Below are 19,699 nucleotides of genomic sequence, written 5' to 3'. Positions count from 1 at the left end.
TCAGGCCAGCCAGTCCACTTCTTTGCCGAGCGCATGGCTCAGGCGCTGCCAGCGGGCGGCGGCGGTGGCGTCAATCTGGTTGCTGGCGGTATCGACCTTGCAGCCGCCGCGGCCGACCTGCGGGTCTTCAACCACGCGCCAGCCGCCCTTGTCGAGCTCTTCGCCGATGCCGCCGCGCACCACGGCGGCGTCGTCGGGGTGTAGCACCAGCAGCGCCGGCTGTTGCAGCACCGGCAGGTATTCGATGGCCTCGCGCACGATCGGCAGGATCAGCTCGGGTTTGACTTGCAGCGCGTTCTTCAGCATGCCCTTGGCCAGTTGCAAGGCCAGTTCCAGCACGTCGCTGGCGATCAGCTGGTCGGCGTCGTGCAGCGAGGTGGTGAAGCTGGTGGCCAGGCTGCGCAGGTGCTCCAGCTCCTCGGCGGTGACCAGCTTGCCGGCCTCGATGGCGTCGGCGTGGCCGGCCGCGTGGCCTTCGTCGTAGCCATCCTTGCGGGCTTCCTCGCGGATCGCTTCCAGTTCTTCAACGGTGGGGTATTCCATCGGCGGCGGCAGCGGCGGCCCCATTTCCAGCGCATCCTGCTGCTCCTGCAGCGCATCCTGCACGCGCTGCTCGGCGTCCAGGCGGGCCTGTTCGGCGTCGCGCTCGCGCTGTTCGGCTTCGCGTTGCGCGATCACGCGGGGACGCTCGTCGCCAAACGAGGTCATCTCCCAGCGCTGGAACGCCGACTGCTGTTCTTTTGGTAGCAGAGACATTAGACGAAGGAATCCTCACCTTTGCCGCCAAGCACGATCTGGCCTTCGTCGGCCAGGCGGCGGACGATTTGCAGGATCTGCTTCTGCTGGGTTTCCACTTCGGACAGGCGCACGGGACCTTTCGATTCCAGGTCTTCGCGCATCATTTCCGAAGCACGGGCCGACATGTTCTTGAAGATCTTGTCGCGCAATTCCTGCGACGCGCCCTTCAAGGCGATGATCAGCATTTCCGACTGCACTTCGCGCAGCAGCAGCTGGATGCCGCGGTCGTCGATATCGATCAGGTTGTCGAACACGAACATCTCGTCCATGATCTTCTGCGCCATGTCGTTGTCGTAGTTCTTGATGTTGTCCATCACCGAGCCTTCCTGCTCGCCCGACATGAAGTTGAGGATCTCGGCCGCCGCGCGCACGCCGCCCAGCGACGATTTCTTGATGTTCTCGTTGCCCGACAGCAGCTTGGTCAGCACGTCGTTCAGCTCGCGCAACGCGGCCGGCTGCACGCCGTCCAGCGTGGCGATACGCAGCACCACGTCGTTGCGCAGGCGGTCGGTGAAGTGGCCGAGGATTTCGCAAGCCTGGTCGCGCTCCAGGTGGACCAGGATGGTGGCGATGATCTGCGGGTGCTCGTTGCGGATCAGCTCGGCCACGGATTGCGAATCCATCCACTTCAGCGATTCGATGCCTGAGGCGTCCTTGCCGCCCAGAATGCGCGACAGCAGCACCGAGGCCTTGTCGTCGCCCAGCGCCTTGGTCAGCACCTGGCGGATGTACTCGTCCGAGTCCAGGCCCACGGTGGAGGCGGCCGCAACCATGTCGCGGAAGTTGTCCAGCGTACCCACCACTTCCTCGTGGGGAACGTTCTTCATGGTCGCCATGGCGGCGCCCAGCTTGAGCACTTCGCGCGGGCCGAGGAACTTCATCACCTCGGCGGCCTCGCTCTCGCCCATGGCCAGCATCAGGATGGCGGCCTTTTGCAGTCCGGTATTCTCAGTCATTTGCGCCTATCCATTCTTTGATCACGTTGGCAACGATGCGCGGATCCTCGGTGGCCAGTTTCTTGGCCATGGCCAGATTTTCGCGGTAAGAGCGCACGGTGTTTTCTTCCATCTTGCGCAGTTCTTCTTCGGCGATGAGGGCCTCGTCCGGGCCGTCCTCGACCACTTCCTCCGGCTCTTCCGGCTCCGGCTCCGGGGCGTTGATCTCGTCGATCTTCTTGAACACCGGACGCATCATCGGCTTGACGATACGCAGCACGATGTACAGCAAGATCAGCGCGGTGATCAGGAACTTCGCCAGATCCTTGGCCATCGGCAAGTTTGCCGGATCGCGCCACCATTCCGGCGGCGGTTCGAACGGTTTGTCGACGCCGTCGAACGGCGAATTGGCCACGCTGACGGCGTCGCCGCGGTCCTGGTTGTAGCCCATGGCCTGCTTGACCAGGTCGTTAATCTTGGCCATCTCTTCAGGAGTATAGGCCTTGATGGTGACTTTGCCATCCTTGCCGACGATGCGTTTGTAATTGACCACCACCGCCACCGTCATGCGGCGCAGGCCGCCCATGCCGCGCTGCTCGTAGCGCACGGTCTTGTCGACTTCGTAGTTGGTGGTCGATTCCTTGTGGTTGGGGCCGGTGGCCGTGCTGGTCCCGGCCGCGCCCGGCGGCGTGCCCGGCGCCGGCGCGGTGCCGGTCGGCGAGCCGGCGGTCTGGGTCAACGGCGCGGTAGCGGTGCCCGGCGGCTGGTTCGACAGCGCGCCAGGGATGCCGCCCGGATTGTTGTTGCCGCTGTTGCCGTTGGTTTCGCTGCTCTGCTGGCTGCGGATGGCGGAGGCGGCCGGCGGCGAGTTCGGCTTGTAGGTTTCGGCGGCCTGCTCGATCTGGGCGAAGTCGACGTCGGCGGTGGCTTCGGCGCGCACATTGCCTTCGCCGACGATGGGGATGATGATCGATTCGACCTGCTTGATGACCTGCAGCTGCATGTCCTTGACATACTTGAGCTGGGTCTCGTCCATGTTCTTGGCGTTGAGGCCGGCGCTGCCGTTCTTGTTCTGGTCGGAAATCAGGTTGCCGGCCTGGTCGATGACGCTGACGTTGGCCGGCAGCAGTTCCGGCACGCTGGAGGCGACCAGGTGCACGATTGCGGCGGTCTGGGCCGGGTCGAGCTGGCGGTTCGGGTGCAGCGTGACGATGACCGAGGCGGTCGGCTTTTGCTGGTCGCGCACGAACACCGACGGCTTGGGCAGCGCCAGGTGGACGCGGGCGTTTTCGATCGCGGCCAGCGACTGGATCGAGCGCGCCAGTTCGCCTTCCAGCGCGCGCTGGTAGTTGACCTGTTCGAGGAACTGGGACACGCCCAGCTTCTGGTTTTCCATCAGCTCGAAGCCGACGTTGCCGCCCTTGGGCAAGCCCTGGGCCGCCAGTTTCAGGCGGATATCGTGCACCTGCTCGGTCGGCACCAGGATGGCGGTGCCGTTCTCGGAAAACTTGTGCTTGACGTTCAGTTTGTCCAGTTCGGCCGTGATGGCGCCGCCGTCGCGGTCGGTGAAGTTGGAGAACAGCACGCCGTAGTCGGGCGGCTTGTTCCACAGCCACAGGCCGAGCAGGATGGCGGCGATGGCCGCCGCGCCGGCTGCGCGCAGGAAATTGCGGCCCATCGGCGTCTGGATGAAGGGCAGCTTCTCGGCACCGTCATCCGCGGCGTCGGCTGCTGTGTCGTTGTCGATTTGTTCGGCTACGGCCATGATGGTTGGTTTCCGGTGCGAGGTTCTAGAGAGGATGAGCCATTATTGCCCGGCTGCGGGCAAATCAATCGGCCAAACAGAGCGCCGTTTACGGTCCTGCTCGGCCATGGGGACTGGCCTTGCCCTTGGTATTCTGGCAGCACTGATAGAGCCGTGCCGTATTGTAACGCCGCGCTCGGCTATGTCGTTGGAATTTGTTCCACGGCAGCAACAAGATGGAGGATGGGATGAAAACAGGTGGAATCGACGGCAGCCAGATCCAGGCCATGATCGCCCAGTTGAAGGCGCACGCCACGCGTCCGGGGCTGACGCCGCCGGTGATCAAGACCGAAGCGCCGCCGGCGGCCAAGGTGGAGTTTTCCGACGCGCTGAAAAACGCGCTGGACGGCGTCAACACCAGCCAGGTGCAGGCCGACGACATGGGCAAGAAATTCGCGATGGGCGACGACAGCGTCAACCTGTCGGACATGATGATTTCGATGCAGAAGGCCAGCATCAACTTCCAGGCCACCATTCAGGTGCGCAATAAGCTGGTCTCAGCCTATCACGACATCATGAACATGCAGGTTTAGATCAGGCCGGCGATGCGGGCGTTGCGTTCGCGTTCCAGCTTGGTGATGTAGCGCTGCACGTAGGACAGCATGCCGCGCGAGATGTTGACGAACTCGCAGCCCAGGCGGCGGTTGGTCTTGTTGTTGAGCAGCGTCAGGTCCAGCGAGTTGCGGATCTGCAGCGAGGTCGCCACCTGGCCCACTTCCGGCAGGTCGATCTTGCAATCGAGGTAGTTGCGGCCGATGGCGTCGCCCAGGATCATCTTGTTGTCCAGGATGGCGATGCCGCCGCAGCTGATGTCGGCCAGCGGGAAGGTGGTGCTGCCGCCCAGCTCTTCCGGCAGCGGGATCAGCACCCGCACCGGGTTGGTCACCGGCGTCGCAATCCGGTAGTACTCGCGCCGCTGCAGGCGGATCAGCGTCGGCGGCACGACGATCTTGAACGCCGGATTGCCTTCGAAGGTCGCCGTCTCGATGCGGTCGGCGCCAAACAGGATGCGCACCTTGTCCAGCGTGGTCTCGAACGACAGCCGGCGCGAAGCCAGGATGCGCTTGTTCTGCTCGCGGTCGATCGAGCAATCCAGGTAGACGGTGCTGTTCTGCTCGTCCACTTCCAGGATCGAGGTCACGCAGACGTCGGACTCGCCATGGATCAGCATGCGGATCAGTTGATTCTTTTCGCCGATACCGCGCAGCAAGGAGATGATCTCCTTCCGTGATTCGACTTCAAAATCGTGCCAGTTTTCCAATTCCGCATCCTGAAAGTGTGGGTACATCGGGCGTCAAGTTTCTGTAAGGGGGATGCTGGTGTCCGGCGCCGCTGGAAGCGGCAATCCAGACTTTTGCGCTGATTCAATATGATATAGCCACGCTAATAGTTCCGCAATCGTCCTATAGAGCGTTGGCGGAATTTGTTGATCTAGATCTACATCCATGAGCAGAGATACAAGCTCCTTGGACTCGTGGATGAACACGCCGGCCTCCAGCGCCACGCTGATGATCTGCTCGGCCACCAGCCCGCGGCCCTTGGCCACCACCTTGGGCGCCGGCGCGCCGTTCTCGTAGGTCAGGGCCACCGCCTGCTGCAGCGGGCGGCGCGGCAGGTCGTCGGTCATGGCGGCTCCTGGCCGATGGTCAGCGAGGACAGCGGCGCGCCGGCCGCCTCCATTGCCTGCTCCAGCTGGCTGGCGTAGGCGCGCAGGGTGTCGGCGGTGTCGCCGTCGTCGGCTTGCACCTGGATATGCACCTGGCCGCCGATCAGCGTCACCGCCGCCGACACCGCGCCCAGCATCGGGAAGCGGAAGCGTACGCCGCTGCGCCAGACTTGTTCGGGTTCGCCGTCGGCGCCATTGCCCTCGTCCTTGCGGCCTTCGCGCTGTTCGCGGCGGATTTCCCACTGCATGTGCTGGCCCGGCCACGCTTCGCCGTTCCATTGCACCCGGCCTTGCTCGTGGGTGTGCAGTTGCTGGTTGATCAGTTGCGCGGCGCTCAGGTCGGGACCGCTGGCGGCGGCGCGGGCGGCGCTTTCGCCGCTTTGCAGCATGCGCTGCATCTGCGGCTCGCGCATCAGCTCGGGCAGGGTGCGCTCGCCCTTGGCCCATTCGGTGACATGCGACTCGTAGAACAGGCCGCTTTGCGAGATGGTGTCTTGCAGTTTTTGCGCCAGCTGTTCTGCGGCCGGCGCGGCGTTGCCGAACAGCGCGCTCTTGCCGACCAGCGCCAGTTGCGCGCCGGCGCTGCCCTGTGCGGTGCTGAGGACGGTGGTCAGCACGCGGGCGGTGTTGCTCAGCGTCGCTTGCGGCGTGCTGGGGTCGAGGTCGGGCAATTCGTTGGACGGCGTCAGCGGCGCCTTGCCGAGCAAGGTGGCGGCCAGGCTTTGCGGTTTGACTGCTTCAGTCGGGGCCGCGCCGCCGGCGCTTTGCGCGGCGGCGGCGCCAGCCTGGGGGGCGGCACCGGCGCCAGCGGCTGGTGCCGCGGCACGGGCGTCGGTGGCCACGGCAGCAGCACCGGCGGCGGTTGGCGTTGCGGCTGTGCCTGGCGCCGTCGTGGCCGGCGTCGCCGTGCTGGCGGTAGCCGCCGGCGTGTTGGCGGGACGGCCTGCCGTTGTGGCCGGATTTTCGGCGGTTTCCGCAGTGGCGCCGGCGGCGCCTGCCGCAGCGGCTGCGGCTTGCGCTGCGCCCGTCGCCGGCGCGGCCGTGCCGGCCGGCGTTCCGGCGGCCGCCGGCGTGCCCGGTTTGAGCTGGCCCGGCAGTCCGTCCGCCTCGGCCGGCAGGCCCGCTGCGGCGCCGCTCGCGCCGGGCGTGGCCGGCTGGCCCGGCGTCGCGGCGCCGGCCGGTGGGCGGGGCGTGGGCGGCAGGGCGGCCGGCGCGTCTTGCGAGGGCAGGGCGGGCGAGTACAGGCCGTCGCCGGCCTCGGCGGGTTCACTGTAGACCAGCGTGGCCGAGCTGCCGGGGCTGTTATTGCCGAGCTGGAAAGTGGGACGGGGATTGGCGGTCAGCACGGTCAGCGGCACTTCGGCGCCGACCTGCACTTCCGGCGGCAGCATCATGCGCACCGCGTTGTCGGCCACCTTGACCAGGAAGCTGCCGTCGTTGAACTTGGACAGCACTTCGGCCGTGACCGACTGGCCGACCAGGCTTTGCAGCGCGCGCTGAAAGGCCGCCTGGCGGCCGTCGCCGACCGGCGCGACGCCGCCGACATCGGCCGCCGGACCGACCGGCAGGATGGTGACCACGGGCGGCAGCATGGCGCGCCCCTGCTTTAGACGCTGCCGTAGGCGTTAATCACGCGCCGTTCAGTGCCGGTGGCGTTGATCAGTTTGGACAGTTGCGCCATCCACGGCATGGTCAGGTCGCGGATCTGGCGGTCGGCGTTGAGCATCTGGCGGATCAGGCTGATCTTGCGTTCGCGCTCGGCGCCCTGCATCGGCTGCGCCGGTTCCTGTGCGCGCAGCGCCTGCACGTGGGCGGCGCAGCGCTGCTCCAGCAACACCAGCTGGTCCCAGTCGCTGCTGGTGGCGGCCTGCACCATCTGTTCGGTCAGCTCGGCCATGGCGGCGTACACGGAAAGGATATCTTGGCTGGTCATCATGAATCAGGCGCTCGCGAGATTGGTAGGGCGGATGCCGGTGGCGGCAGGGGTGTCGGCGATCGCATTCCAGGCGTCGCGCAACTCGGTCAGCAGGCGCTGCACTTCCTCCAGGATCGCTGGATCGTTGTTCAGGTTGGCCGTCAGCAGGCGTGCGCTCATGTATTCGTACAGCGCGTCCAGGCCCTCGGCGATCTCGCCGCCGGCCTTTTTGTCGAGCGCGGCGCGCAGGCCGCTGTCGATGATCATGATGGCCTTGGAGATCGATTTGCCCTTCTCGCCGATGTCGCCATTGCGCATGCCGGCCAGCGCGGCGTTCAAGGCCACCATGGCGCCGTCGAACAGCATGACGATCAGCTTGTGGGGACTGGCGGCGACCACGCCGGTTTCCATGCCAACCTTGGCATAGGCGTTCACGCCAGTTTGTCGAGATCCAAACATACTCTGTCTCCTGTTAAAGCGTCAGCGGCTATTGCTTGGCAAGCGCCGCGAACTGTTGCGTCAAGAATGACGCGGTGGTATTCATGCTGGCGATCGACGTATCGAGCGCCGTGTACTGCGCGCGGTAGCGCGCTTCGATATCGGTCAGGCGGGCGGCGAAGGCGTCCCTCTGCTTGGCGACATCCTTCACCGAGTTGTTCAGGCCGACGGTGCGGCTGTTGATCGCGCCGGTGGAGCCCAGGTAGCCGGCCGCCAGCGAGTTGAGCTGGTAGGCATACCCCTGGGAGAAGCCGAAACTGCCGCGCGAGCCGGTGGTGTCGCCGGTAATCGTCAACTTCAGCCCGTCGACCGGCGCGCCCGGCGAACCGGTCAGGGTCTGGCCGCTGCCGGTGGCGGTGTAGCCGCCGATGGTGCCGGCCACGTCCAGGCCGTCGACCGGCACGCCGGTGCCGAATGCGGCCGAGATGTCGGTGCCGGTCGCCGTGGCGACATGGATGTTCGATTTCGCGCCGTAGTTGGTCGAAGCGAGCTTGAGCTTGCCATCGTCGCCGATGGTGGCGCTGACGGTGGCGCCGGCGCTGGCAAACGCGCTGACGCCGTTGATCGACGATTGCAGCAGCGTGGCCAGCTGGCTGGGATTGTAGCTGCCGGCCGGCAGCGAAATGGTGGCGGTGTTGGACAGCGTGGCCGGCTTGGTGTCGTTCAGCGTCACGGTCCAGGTGGTGTCGGTATCGATCACGGTTTCGGCCGGCAGCACGGCGGTGCCCTGCAGCGTGCCCTGGGTGGCCAGCTGGGTGATGTCGATCGCGTAATCGCCGGCCTTGCTGTTGGTGCCGGAGCTGACGAACTTGACGTCCGGATCGCTGCCATGGCCGACCGCCGCGAACAGGCCGGCGATGTCGCTGAAGTTGTTGGTCACGGCCTTTTGCAGCTTGGTGTTGTCCAGGCTCAGCGTGCCATCCTTCTGGAACGAGATGCCGATCTGCGACAGATTGGTCAGGCTGGTGCCCTGCAAGCCGGTGATCGAAGTGCCCAGTTGACGGCGGATCGAGGCTTGCAGATTGCGCAGGGTGGTATCGCCCAGCAGCGGACCGCCGGTCTTGGTGTCCGGATCGTAGGCGCCCAGCTGGGCGATCTGGCCGCTCAAGTCGTTGTAGGCCTTGACGAAGCCGTTGACCGAGGTGGTCAACGAACCGCTGTCCTTGCTCACCGACAGCGACGAACTGCCGACCTTGAGGGCGTTGATGCTGATGCCGCTGATGGCGCCGTTGATGCCGGTGCTGGGGCTGGTGACGGCGATGCCGTTGACGGTGGCCAGCGTATCGGCCGCCGCCGCCTTCTGGCTCAGGTTCTGCACGCCGCCCGGATCGTAGCCCAGCAGGGCAGCCAGTTTGTCGTCCGGCGGATTGCCGCCGGAGCCGGCCAGGGTGATCTTCATGGTCGAACTGGCGCCGGTCGCCGACGAGGTCAGGATCAGGTGATTCGGGGTGGCGTTGGTGCCGGTCGAGCCGTCCGAGATGATGCTGGCGGTGACGCCGAAGTTGCCCTTGTTGATCGCCGCCATGATGCCCTGCAGCGTATTGTTCGAGCTGTCGATGACGATGTTGCCGCTGGTGCGGCTGGAATCGGCCGCGAAACTGGCGCCGAGATAGGCGCCGCCGACGCCGGCGGTAAAGCCGGCCTTGGACGGATCGGTGCCGCCGACGGTGATGGGGCTGCCGTCCGCCGACACCAGCGTAATGGCGCCGACCGCCGTCGTGCTGGAACCGATGTTGGCCGTGCCGCTGTTGCCGATCCCGCCGGTGACGCTGCCGTCGACGGCTTCGGCGATGGCGATGTTGCTGCCGTCCGCATTGAGGAATTGCAGGTCGCCGCCGACGGCCGTGCCTTTGATGGTGATGTTGGCGTCGGCCAGCGCGCGGCCGACGGCGGTGGTCGGCGCCAGGGCGGCATCGAGCGAGGCGGCGGTGACGCCGCCGGCCGCGCCGGCCGCCACGCCGGTCGCCTGGGCGGCGATTTCCACGCCGCCGACCGTCAGTTTATAGGTGCCGCCGCCGCTGGTGTCGACATTGCCGAAGCTGGAAGCGCCGGCGGCGCCGAACAGGGTGACGTCGGTGGCGGTGGCGGAGGCCTTGGCCGACACGCCGGTGGTGCTGCTCTTGGCGTTGACGGCGTCAGCCAGCAGGCGCGCGCTGCGGGTGGAACCGTCGGTGGCGATCGCGGTGTTGTTGATGCTGAGCGAGCCGGTCGACACGCCGCCGCTCGACAGGCTGGCGCCGAGCTGGGTGCCGGCGATGCCGAACGTGCCGCCGCTGGTGGTGCCGAGCGAAAAATTGATGGTGGTCTTGGCGCCCAGGCCGATGGCGGCCGTGGTGCTCTTGTAGCCGGTCGAGGCCAGCGTTTGCGCCTGCGCGATCTGGCTGATGTTGACGCGGTAGTTGCCCGGCTGCGCAGTACTGTCCGCGGTGGCGGTCATCACGCTGGTGTCGCTGGGCGCGCTGATCAGGGTCTGGAAGCTGGAGACCGAGGTCAGGCCGGCCAGCGCGGTCTGGAACGAGCCCAGCGCGCCGGATAGATTGCCGAACGCGGACACCTGCGCCAGATAACTGGCCGACTTCTTGTCGTAATCGGCCAGCGGCGCCGACTCGACCGCCATCAGCTTGCTGACGATGGAGTCGACCGGGATGTTCGAGCCGATGCCTGGTGAAGAGATGCCCACGTTGCGCTCCTAAGTAAAGCAATAATATAAGACAATATCGGCAGAATCAAACCGGACTTGAGAGGGGAGAATACCTGCCAGTTCAGGCAAAGCTGAAAAAACGGGCAGCGCTCGGCGGCGCAGGGCGTGACGGGACGGCGGTCGGGCTGCGCAACGGGCGTGGCCGGTCAGATCCGCGGTGGCGGCACTCCTGTTGGCAGGATGCCATGAAGACAGAAAAAGCGGCGCGCGCGAGCGCGGCCGCTTCAGGCGGTTTGCTGGATCAGCAAGCCGGAGGCGCCGGATTTCGATTCCAGCGATTTGGCGATTTCCAGCGCTTCGGGCGAGGGAATCTGGCGCAAGACTTCCTTGGTGGTCTGGTCGATCACTTTCACCACGGTACGCTTGGTGTCGGTATCGACCGAGAACTCCAGGCCTTGCGACTTGGCCTGGGCCGACTTGTTCAGTTGCGATACGGCCTGGTTGACCTGGTCCAGCGTCGGAACGTTGGCAGGGCCTTTGACGGCGGCCGCGGTTTCGACGGCCGTGGCCGGCGCGCGCGCTGCGCCGTGGGCGGCGACTTCGCCGCCGGCGGCACTGGCCGGACGGTCTGCTGGGCGGGCCTGGGTGGCCGAGCCGATGGTATCGATAGTCATGATGCTTCCTTTGTGAAAAATCCCCGGCTGAATAAATCAACCGGGGAACCTAGTCAGAGCGACCTTACCGCGTCAACCCTGCCCCGGATTTTAGCCACGCAGCAGGGACAACACGCCGTTCGGCAGCGAGTTGGCCTGGGCCAAGATGGCGGTACCAGCTTGTTGCAGGATCTGGCCGCGGGTCAGGTTGGCCGTTTCCGACGCGAAGTCGGTATCTTGAATCCGGCTACGCGAGGCCGACAGATTCTCGGTCGCGGTATTCAGGTTCGAGATGGTCGAGGCGAAACGGTTCTGAATCGCACCCAGCGACGCGCGGTTGCTGTTGATCTGGTTCAGGGCCGAATCGATGGTCTTCAGGGCGGCGTTGGAGCCGGCCACGGTGCTGACGTCGAGCTTGGCTACCGATTGCAGCGAGCTGGCCTGGGTGGCGGCGACGACGGCCTGACCGGTGCTGCTGATCGAGAAGCCGTTGTCCGACGTGAAGTCCAGGTGACCGCCGACGGTGATGCTGGAGCCGGCGCCGGCGTTGACGACCGGGGTGGCGCCCGAGTTGTCGACGGTATCGGCGGCACCGCCGATGCCGAAGGACTGGCCGACGGCGATCACGGCGGCGGTGGTGCCCGACGCTGGCTTGTCGGCGCCGCGCAGGAAGGCGCCGGACAGGCCGTCGTCTGCAGCCGTGTTGGTGTTCTGGATCTGGATGTCATCGCCGTTGGCGTCGCTCAGGGCGATTTCCTTGGCGGTGCCGGCCGAATTGGTCTTGATGGTGGCGCTGATGCCGGTCGTGCCGCTCTGGGCGTTGATGGCCTGCGCCAGCGAGGATACGTCGCCGCCCTTGACCTGGGCCGCGATGGTGACGGCGCTCGATTCCTTGTCATTGGCCACCGAGTTGGAACCGCGCAGCGTGAACTGGTAGGAACCGTCTTTCAGGCCGGTGGTCGGGTTGGTCGGATCGGAGCCCGACAGCGTGGCGCTGGTGACGGCCGAGGCCTTCACGCCGCTGGTGCCGGCCTGGCTGTTGATGGCCGAGGCGATGGTCTTGGCGCTGTCGCCGGCCTTGACCGCGACGTTGGTGGTGACACCGGCGCCCGAGCTCAGGGTCAGGGTTTCGTCGGCGGCGACGTTGTTCTTGTTACCGGTGAGCGCTTCCGAAATGCGGGCGCCGGCATAGGCCGAGGTGGCGGTGTTGTTGCCCAGGTCGGTGGCCTTGGCCGAACCGACGCCGATATTGATGGTCTGGCCGGAGTTGGCGCCGACCTGGAACTGGGCCGAGGTCAGCGAACCGTCCAGCACGTTCTGGCCGTTGAACTGGGTGGTGTTGGCCACGCGGTCCAGCTCGCTCGACAGGGCCGAAACCTCGCCCTGGATCGATTTGCGGTCGGAATCGGAGTTGGTGCCGTTGGCGGACTGGACTGCCAGTTCGCGGATACGCTGCAGCAGATCGCCTGCGGTGCTCAAGCCACCCTCAGCCGTTTGAGCCAGCGAGATGCCGTCGTTGGCGTTACGTGCTGCCTGGGTATTGCCGCGAATTTGCGAGGTGAAGCGCTCGGAAATCGCCAGGCCGGCGGCGTCGTCTTTTGCGCTGTTGATGCGCAAACCGGAAGACAGGCGTTGCAGGGAAGTCGACAGCGAGGCTTGCGACGTGGTCAGGTTACGTTGCGAATTCAGCGATGCAATATTTGTGTTAATGACTTGTGCCATGATGTTTCTCCAGACTGATACTTCGATTCGGCGATATGCTCAGTTCCCATTGGTCTGCCTCCACGTTCCGAGACAATCAAACCGCTGTTGTTACTGGTAACGGTTGCCCAGTGGGAAAATTAAGGGGCGGAAAGAGGGGAAATTTTCTCTGGCAGGCCTAAAGTTCAACACCTATGCCCGTTTAAACGACAGCAATGGCGGAATCTTTAGGGCAAAAATAATTATTTTTCACCCTTGTTTTTGGGCAAAAAAAAGCCCGGCGGGCGCCGGGCTGGGGTCAAACTGATAATAAAGCGGCTTATTCGGCCACCACCACCCGGTTCTTGCCGGTCTGCTTGGCGGTGTACATGGCCTTGTCGGCGCGCTTGACCAGTTCGGTCTGCTCCTCGTTGGGACGGCGCAGCGCCACCCCGGCCGAGAAGGTGATCAGCACTTTCTCGTTATCGTGCAGGAAGAAGTGCTTGGTCAGCTCGCGCTGCAGACGGGTCATGGTGCTCGACGCCGCCTCGACCGAGGTCTCCGGCATCAGGATCAGGAATTCCTCGCCGCCGAAGCGGGCGATCACGTCCATCGAGCGCAGGGTGTCCTTGACGATCTTGACCAGGTGCTTGAGGGCGGCGTCGCCGGCGATGTGGCCGTAGGTGTCGTTGAGCTTTTTGAAGTCGTCGAGGTCGAGGATGGCGATGCACAGCGGCGTGCCGCGGCGGTCGGCGCGCGCGGTCTCGCGCTCGAACACGTCGTCCAGGCCGCGGCGGTTGAGGCTGCCGGTCAGCTGGTCTTCGCGCACCAGTTCGCTCAAATGCTGCAGCTTCGCCTCCAGCGCGTGGATGCGGTTCTCGGCGTCCTGCACTTCCTGGCGCGCCAGCACCATCTTGTCGCGCGCCTTGAGCGCCTCGCTCTGCACCAGCCGGGTTTCCTTGAGGACGTCGTCGAGGATGGTGTTGAGCTCGGCGATATTGTCGGCCTTGCTGATCTTTTCCGAATAGCCGCCGATCTTCTCGTGGAAGTCGCCCGTCGAGGCCGCCACCTGGCCGAGGCGGTCGATAAAGGTCATCATCATGTTCTTGACGGTGAGCTTGACGTCCGACAGGCTGTGCTTGAGCTGGCCCTGCTTGTAGATCACTTCCTTCAGGCTGCGGGTGGCTTCCTCCAGCGCGCGCACGTCGATCGGGCCGGTGATCAGGTTTTGCACCGATTCGATCTGGCCGCGCAGCCAGCTGTCGTCGTCGAGCAGCTCGCTGACGTTTTCCAGCAGCAGCTTGAACAGGCGCAGCAGCAATTCCTGCTGCTCGCCGCTGTCGCCGCCGCGCAGCTCGATCTGGTAGCACAGCTGCTTCAGGCGCACGGCGATCTCGGCCAGCGCCTCTTCGCTGTGGGCCAGCTTGGTGGCCGCGCCCAGCGATTCGGCCTCGGCCACCAGCACCGGCGCGCCCGCCAGCAAGGAGGCGACGGCGAAGGTCAGGGTGCGGCTCAGCAGGTCGCGCAGGGTGCGGCTTTGCTCGTCCTCGGGCAGCAGGCCGGCCACTTCGATGCCGCCCTTCTTGCCGACGAAGTGTTTTTCCACCAGCTGCGACAGCGCCTTGGCATAGCCTTCCCAGTCGCGCGACTTGACGGCGCGGTTGAAGCGGCGGCCGAAGTCGGCCAGGTCGCCGGTGTTTTCGGTCAGGCGGGTGGCGAACTGGCTCAGCACCGATTCCGGGCCGGGATCGACCGCGCCGATCGGGGCGGCCGGGGCGGCGGTGACGCCGGCGATTTCGTTGTAGATGTCGCGGTAAGCTTCCGGCGTCGGCGCGATGCGGCGCACCGCCAGGCGCTTGAAGGCCTCGCGCGCGATCTCGGCCGGATTCTGCTCGGGAGTGGATGGTTTGCTGGACATCAGATGCTGCCTCTTAAAGGTTTGTTCATTAAACCATAATAAGTCCGCGCGCCGATCGGCATAGCTTGAATAAAAGGCCGGAAGGCAGCTTTCATTAGAGTATCAAGCGTAGGCAAAGCGGCAAGTGCGCGGCGGGCGCTTATTCATAGCCTACTCATTATCTACTCATTGTCTACTCTATCAGCTGGTTTTTGATGGCGTAATGGGTCAGTTCCGCGCTGTTTTTCAGCTTCATCTTGACCAACAGCCGGGCCCGGTACTCGCTGACCGTCTTGACCGACAGCGACAGTTCCTTGGCGATCATGCCCACCGTCTTGCCGGAGGCGATCATGGTCAGGGTCTGGTATTCGCGGTCGGACAGGGTGTCGTGCGGCGGCGCCTCGTGGTCTTCGCCGACGTGGTTGGCCAGTTCCTGCGCCAGCGCCGGGCTGATGTACTTGAGGCCGCCGGCCACCTGGCGGATCGCCGTGACCAGCTCGCGCGGCGCGCTCTGCTTGGTCAGGTAGCCGGCCGCGCCGGCCTTGAGCGAGCGGATCGCGTACTGGTCCTCGCGGTGCATGGACAGCATCAGCACCGCCAGTTCCGGCTTTTCCTTCTTGATCTGCTTGAGCACCTCGATGCCGCTGCGGTCGGGCATGGAGATGTCGAGCAGCATGACCTGGCAGTCCGACTTGCGGAACAGCTTGATGGCGTCCAGGCCGTTCTCGGCCTCGCCGGCGACGACGATGTCGCGCGTCTCGGCCAGGATTTGTTTCAAGCCCTCCCGCACGATGGCGTGGTCGTCGGCGATGAAGACCTTGATGATGGCTTTTTCTGACATGCGGGTCTCTGCTTCCTATTTTTACTATATTTGCTATTTCACAGCAGAAATGTTTTCACCCGCTATTGTAGCGCCGGCGGCGGCCGCGATGAGGGCCGCGCGCTCGGTTTCGCGCTTAATTTTGATCGCCACCACGGTGCCGCCGCCGGCCGCGTGGCTCAGCGCCAACGTGCCGCCCAGCGCGCGCGCGCGCTCGGCCATGCCGCGCAGGCCGAACGAGGCCGGCTTGGCGCGGTCGGCCTGGCGGATGCCGCTGCCGTTGTCGCCGATTTTCAGGCTGATGTGGTGCCGCAGCCGCGCCAGCTTGACGCTGACGCGGGTGGCGCCGGCGTGCTTGGCGATATTGGTCAGCGCCTCCTGGGCGATGCGGAACAGGGCGGTGGCCTGGTCGTTGTCGAGCTCGATCTCGCGCTGGTTGGCGTTGAAAGTGCAGGCGATGCCGGTCTGCTTTTCGAATTCCTTGACCTGCCACTCCAGCGCCGCCGCCAGGCCCAGGTCCAGCAGCGCCGGGCGCAGGTCCAGCGAAATGCGGTGCACGGCGTCGATGGTGCGGTCGACCAGGGCGTCGACATAGTCGGTCCGTTCGCGCAGCGCGGGGAAGTCGCCCACCTCGTCCAGGCGGGCGGCCAGCATGGCGACCGCCATCTTGATCGCCGTCAGGTTGCCGCCCAGCTCGTCGTGGATCTCGCGCGCGATGCGGGTGCGCTCCTGCTCCTTGACGCGCTCGGCATGCGCGCTCAGCTCGGCCAGGCGGGCGCGCGAGTGGCGCACTTCCAGCTGCTCCTGCTTGCTCTCGCTGATATTGGTCATGATGCCGTCCCAGCGCACCGCGCCGCCGGCCAGCGCGTGCGGCGTGCAGCGCAGGTTGATCCACTTGACGTCCTTCCAGGCGTCGACCCAGATGCGGCCTTCCCAGTTCCAGCTCCACAGCGCGGCCGCCGAGGCTTGCATGGCGTCCAGGTAGGACTTGCGGTCGTCCGACAGGATCAGCTCCAGGAAGCGCTCGGGCTGCTCGTGCAGCTCGGCCGCCGTCAGGCCCAGCAGCGCCTGGCAGCCGTCGCTCAGGTAGGGGAAGCTGACGCGGCCGTCGGCGTGCAGCACGAACTGGTAGACCAGGCCGGGCGTGTTGGAGACGATGGCGTCGAAGCGCGCGCGCACCTGTTCCAGTTCGTCGGCCATGGCCGCGCTGTCGGGGTGGGGGAGGGAAGCTGCGCTCATGATAATGATCTAAATAGTATGTAAGGTTAACGGGCGCGCCAACGCGCGCGGAAGCGCCGCAGCAGGCGGCGGAAGCGCGCCATCCAGCTGCGCGGCGAGGGCACGGCGTGCTGGCGCCAGTGGCGCCAGGCCTTGGCCAGCGCGCTGACGCGGCGCCAGGCGCGGGTGGCGCGCAGCCGTGCTATCCAGCGTTCCTTCAGCGCCAGGAACCAGTGCAGCAGCCGGGCGAACCAGACGATGGTCATCAGCACCGGCCGCGTCAGCAGGAAGATGCGCGCCACCGCCGCCGCGCCGCCCAGCTTGGCCAGCACGATCACGAGCAGGCCAAGCAGCGCGTGGCCGTGCGCCATCGCCCACAGCGCCAGCAGCTTGACCGGGAACAGCAGCGTGGCCGGCAGCACGAACAGCGCCAGCGCCGCGCGCGGGCCCAGCGTGCAGATCCAGGCTTCCAGCCGGTGCAGCGGCGGCCAGGACGACAGGCGCCGCAGCATCCGCATGCCGACGTCCCACAGCCAGTCTTCCAGCAGCAACAGCAGGGCCGCCAGGTAGACCAGCGGGGCAAACAGTGAGCGGAAAAAGCGGTGGAAGGGTTTCATCGTCTCAGCGTTGTTCTATGGGCATCATCATACGTGAAGCTTTGCGCGCGCGGGAAAGTGGTCGCCCCATGAAATTAAGTTTTTTGTAACTCATTTAGTCAATATTTCCGTGATAATATTTAATTAGTTTCTCGTTTGTAATTATTTTTACCAAATACATTTAGGAATTCACATGAAAATATTGCGCTACACCCGTTGTGCCGGAGCTGCACTGGGTTTGACGATCGCGGCATGGGCCTCGGCTGCACCAACGCCCATCATTTCCTATCTGCAGCCGCTGGGCGCCGCTGCAGGAAATCTTTCGTCTATCACGATCAGTCCGGATGGCCGGTATCTGGCATTCCGGCAAGATACTCCGACCGGTACGGCCAGCGATATTTACATCTATGATAGGAATACCGGCGCGACGACCCAAGCCAACCTGAAGCTAGGCGGCGGCATTCCCGTGAACGCCAAGTGCGACTTGCCGGTTCTGAGCAATGAGGCCTTGTATGCGGTGTTTGTCTGCAGTGGCTTGCCGATGGGCGTGGCCGGTAGCGAGGTGAAATATGCCGGACAGTCCTATCTGGTGTATGACCGGCTGCAAAACAAAACCGAGCTGATAGCACAAGGTTCCGCCAACGCCATCATTGACCTGACCAATGCGATAGGCCTCAGTGTGGACGGAAAATATGCGGCCTTCCGCACCCGGAGAATTCTCGCTAATGGCAACAGCTCGTACACGCTCACGATCAGGAATATGGCGAGCAAAACGAGCCAGGAAACGGCTGCGACGTCGGCCAATATCGGCCAACAGATGGTACTGTTGAACATCAGCCAGAATGGCCGTTACGTGTCTTATTCGGGCAGGGCCACGCCGGGCAGCGTGATTGGCGACCTGGCGGTGTTCGACAAGGTCACAGGCGTGACCGAAGTGGTCAACGTAAACGCAGCCGGTGTGCACAGCAATGGTAGCGAGGCCGAAGTTGCGATGAGCGCGGATGGCAATTTTGTCGCATTTGCTTCCGGCGCAACTAATCTGGTGGCCAGCCAAACTGGGGCCACCCGCGGCGTTTTTTTGCGGGACCGCAGCAGCGGCAAACTTGAGCTGATCAGCGGAACCGCGGTGGCGACCTATGGTGGGGTGTCCCTGAGCGCCAATGGCCGGTACGTGTCCTACTTTAGCAACAGTAACTTGTGCGTCTACGACCGCCTGACTAAAAAAACTCGCAGCGCTCCCGCGGCGTACAGCGTGGGAACGCGGGTCAGCGCAGATAACCGCTACGTCGTATCCCAGGTTAACCAGATGCCTGGCGGACCCGGTCGCGCCATCATGCTGATCGACTTCGGCGCGCGACCTGGTTTGAATCTCTCCGCCAGCGGCTTGTCGTTGACGGAAGGCGGCATAGCCGGCACCTACACCGCGGTGCTGGCGCAGGTGCCGGATGCCGACGTCAACGTGGCGCTGTCGGCCGATATGCAATTGGTCCTGGCGCGTCCGCAGCTGACTTTTACGCCGGACAACTGGAACCAGCCGCAAGTCGTCAGCGTGCAAGCGCCGAACGACGGGATTGCACAAGGTCCGCGTAGCGGCGCCGTGACCAACACGGTGAGCAGCAGCGATGTCGAATACACGGTCATCAAGCCTGCCAAGGTCACAGTCGCCATCAACGATGCGGTGGTTCCGACGATCGTGGTGCCGGCGCCGGCATGGAATCATTCCGACCTTCCGCTGACGGGCACGGCGGCGCCTGGCGCCACCGTGATGCTGACCGCGACCAACCAGAGCACCGGTTGGCTGACGTCGGTGAGCACGGTCGCCGATGCGCAAGGCCATTGGAGCTATGTTCTGACTGGCTTGACCAGCGGTACGCATGAACTCGACGTACAGGCCGACGGCATACACGGTGTGCCGCAGACTGTCACCGTCGCGCTGTAGCCGTCGCTGAGGGGGGAGGGGAGCCGATTCCCCTTCCACCGCCGAAGCCGTTACAATAGCCCGCATGAACAAAGCATTTGTCAAAGAGTCGGACCAGGACGACGACGAGGAAGCCGCGGCGCTCGCCCTGGCGATCCCGGCCGGGTCGAAGAACTATATCCGGCCGGAAGGTTACCAGCGCATCAAGGATGAGCTGCTGCAATTGATCGACGTCGACCGCCCGGAGGTGGTGCGCATCGTGCACTGGGCCGCGTCCAACGGCGACCGCTCGGAAAACGGCGACTATATCTACGGCAAGCGGCGGCTGCGCGAGATAGACCGCCGCATCCGCTTCCTGACCAAGCGCATGGATTCGGCCGCCATCGTCGACCCCAGCGTGCATCACGGCAGCGACCAGGTGTTCTTCGGCGCCACCGTCACCTATTGCAACCAATTGGATGAGACGCGCACCATCACCATCGTCGGCATCGACGAGCTCGACCCCCTGAACGGCAAGATCAGCTGGGTGGCGCCGGTGGCGCGCGCGCTGACCAAGGCGCGCGAAGGCGATGTCATCACCTTCCAGGCGCCGCACGGCGTCGAGGAGCTGGAAATCCTTGAGGTGACATATCCGGCCCCGGCTGCCGATTAGCCTACGCC

18 protein-coding genes are annotated in these 19,699 nt (G+C 64.8%); 3 read left to right on the top strand and 15 right to left on the bottom strand.

All coding sequences use genetic code 11. The annotated features are described in order from the left end of the window. The 3 genes from D0T21_RS14875 to fliF are packed head-to-tail and all read right to left on the bottom strand — an operon-like array spanning window position 1 to window position 3,498. Entirely contained in the window at window positions 1-756 is a 756-nt protein-coding gene (locus D0T21_RS14875; RefSeq protein ID WP_116990389.1) for a flagellar assembly protein FliH, read from the bottom strand. After that, window positions 756-1,754 (bottom strand): flagellar motor switch protein FliG, encoded by a 999-nt coding sequence (fliG, locus tag D0T21_RS14870; RefSeq protein ID WP_008451337.1) that lies wholly within the window; start codon window positions 1,752-1,754, stop codon window positions 756-758. Before fliG ends, D0T21_RS14875 begins: the two co-directional genes overlap by 1 nt. Continuing rightward, the gene (gene fliF, locus D0T21_RS14865) at window positions 1,747-3,498 is read right to left on the bottom strand and encodes a flagellar basal-body MS-ring/collar protein FliF (RefSeq protein WP_116990388.1); all 1,752 of its coding nucleotides are present in this window, start codon (window positions 3,496-3,498) and stop codon (window positions 1,747-1,749) included. The genes fliG and fliF overlap by 8 nt, the downstream gene beginning before the upstream one ends. 227 nt (window positions 3,499-3,725) lie before the next feature. Here fliF and fliE point away from each other — a divergent pair, with 227 nt between their 5' ends. Beyond that, entirely contained in the window at window positions 3,726-4,070 is a 345-nt protein-coding gene (fliE, locus tag D0T21_RS14860; RefSeq protein ID WP_116990387.1) for a flagellar hook-basal body complex protein FliE, read from the top strand. Here fliE and D0T21_RS14855 read toward each other — a convergent pair. The 12 genes from D0T21_RS14855 to D0T21_RS14800 form a co-directional block, all read right to left on the bottom strand. Further along, the gene (locus D0T21_RS14855; protein ID WP_116990386.1) at window positions 4,067-4,825 is read right to left on the bottom strand and encodes a flagellar brake protein; all 759 of its coding nucleotides are present in this window, start codon (window positions 4,823-4,825) and stop codon (window positions 4,067-4,069) included. The genes fliE and D0T21_RS14855 overlap by 4 nt on opposite strands. A 6-nt stretch (window positions 4,826-4,831) precedes the next feature. Further along, entirely contained in the window at window positions 4,832-5,164 is a 333-nt protein-coding gene (locus D0T21_RS14850) for an EscU/YscU/HrcU family type III secretion system export apparatus switch protein (protein ID WP_116990385.1), read from the bottom strand. Continuing rightward, on the bottom strand, window positions 5,161-6,795 hold the full coding sequence (locus D0T21_RS14845; RefSeq protein ID WP_116990384.1) for a flagellar hook-length control protein FliK: 1,635 nt from the start codon (window positions 6,793-6,795) through the stop codon (window positions 5,161-5,163). The genes D0T21_RS14850 and D0T21_RS14845 overlap by 4 nt, the downstream gene beginning before the upstream one ends. Window positions 6,796-6,809: 14 nt before the next feature. Further along, a complete protein-coding gene (locus tag D0T21_RS14840) occupies window positions 6,810-7,139 on the bottom strand; it encodes a flagellar protein FliT (protein ID WP_116990383.1) in 330 nt (109 codons plus the stop codon). Between the two features lie 3 nt (window positions 7,140-7,142). Continuing rightward, on the bottom strand, window positions 7,143-7,577 hold the full coding sequence (gene fliS / locus D0T21_RS14835) for a flagellar export chaperone FliS (RefSeq protein ID WP_116990382.1): 435 nt from the start codon (window positions 7,575-7,577) through the stop codon (window positions 7,143-7,145). A 28-nt stretch (window positions 7,578-7,605) separates the two neighbouring features. Beyond that, window positions 7,606-10,296, bottom strand: a complete 2,691-nt coding sequence (gene fliD / locus D0T21_RS14830; protein ID WP_116990381.1) for a flagellar filament capping protein FliD — start codon at window positions 10,294-10,296, stop codon at window positions 7,606-7,608. Between the two features lie 245 nt (window positions 10,297-10,541). Continuing rightward, window positions 10,542-10,931 (bottom strand): flagellar protein FlaG, encoded by a 390-nt coding sequence (locus tag D0T21_RS14825; RefSeq protein ID WP_116990380.1) that lies wholly within the window; start codon window positions 10,929-10,931, stop codon window positions 10,542-10,544. A gap of 90 nt (window positions 10,932-11,021) precedes the next feature. Then, window positions 11,022-12,632 (bottom strand): flagellin, encoded by a 1,611-nt coding sequence (locus D0T21_RS14820; protein ID WP_116990379.1) that lies wholly within the window; start codon window positions 12,630-12,632, stop codon window positions 11,022-11,024. 298 nt (window positions 12,633-12,930) lie between these two features. Next, window positions 12,931-14,508, bottom strand: coding sequence for a GGDEF domain-containing protein (locus D0T21_RS14815; RefSeq protein WP_116990378.1), 1,578 nt, complete (start codon window positions 14,506-14,508; stop codon window positions 12,931-12,933). A gap of 172 nt (window positions 14,509-14,680) precedes the next feature. Continuing rightward, a complete protein-coding gene (locus D0T21_RS14810; RefSeq protein ID WP_116990377.1) occupies window positions 14,681-15,328 on the bottom strand; it encodes a response regulator transcription factor in 648 nt (215 codons plus the stop codon). A 33-nt stretch (window positions 15,329-15,361) separates the two neighbouring features. Then, window positions 15,362-16,546, bottom strand: a complete 1,185-nt coding sequence (locus D0T21_RS14805; RefSeq protein WP_116990376.1) for a sensor histidine kinase — start codon at window positions 16,544-16,546, stop codon at window positions 15,362-15,364. A 26-nt stretch (window positions 16,547-16,572) separates the two neighbouring features. After that, window positions 16,573-17,142: a hypothetical protein gene (locus D0T21_RS14800; RefSeq protein ID WP_116990375.1), complete on the bottom strand. Its 570-nt coding sequence runs from the start codon at window positions 17,140-17,142 to the stop codon at window positions 16,573-16,575. A gap of 172 nt (window positions 17,143-17,314) precedes the next feature. On the opposite strand from D0T21_RS14800, the gene D0T21_RS14795 reads away from it, so the two are divergent. Further along, window positions 17,315-19,060 carry a carboxypeptidase-like regulatory domain-containing protein gene (locus tag D0T21_RS14795; RefSeq protein WP_116990374.1) on the top strand — a complete coding sequence of 582 codons (1,746 nt, stop codon included), beginning with the start codon at window positions 17,315-17,317 and terminating at the stop codon, window positions 19,058-19,060. A 64-nt stretch (window positions 19,061-19,124) separates the two neighbouring features. Next, a complete protein-coding gene (gene greB, locus D0T21_RS14790) occupies window positions 19,125-19,691 on the top strand; it encodes a transcription elongation factor GreB (protein WP_116990373.1) in 567 nt (188 codons plus the stop codon). Window positions 19,692-19,699: the final 8 nt, after the last annotated feature.

The organism is Duganella sp. BJB476 (genome assembly GCF_003416895.1).
Taxonomy (GTDB): domain Bacteria; phylum Pseudomonadota; class Gammaproteobacteria; order Burkholderiales; family Burkholderiaceae_D; genus Rugamonas.
The sequence above is the reverse complement of the archived record's forward strand: the minus strand, read 5'-3'. Positions and strand labels throughout refer to the sequence as shown.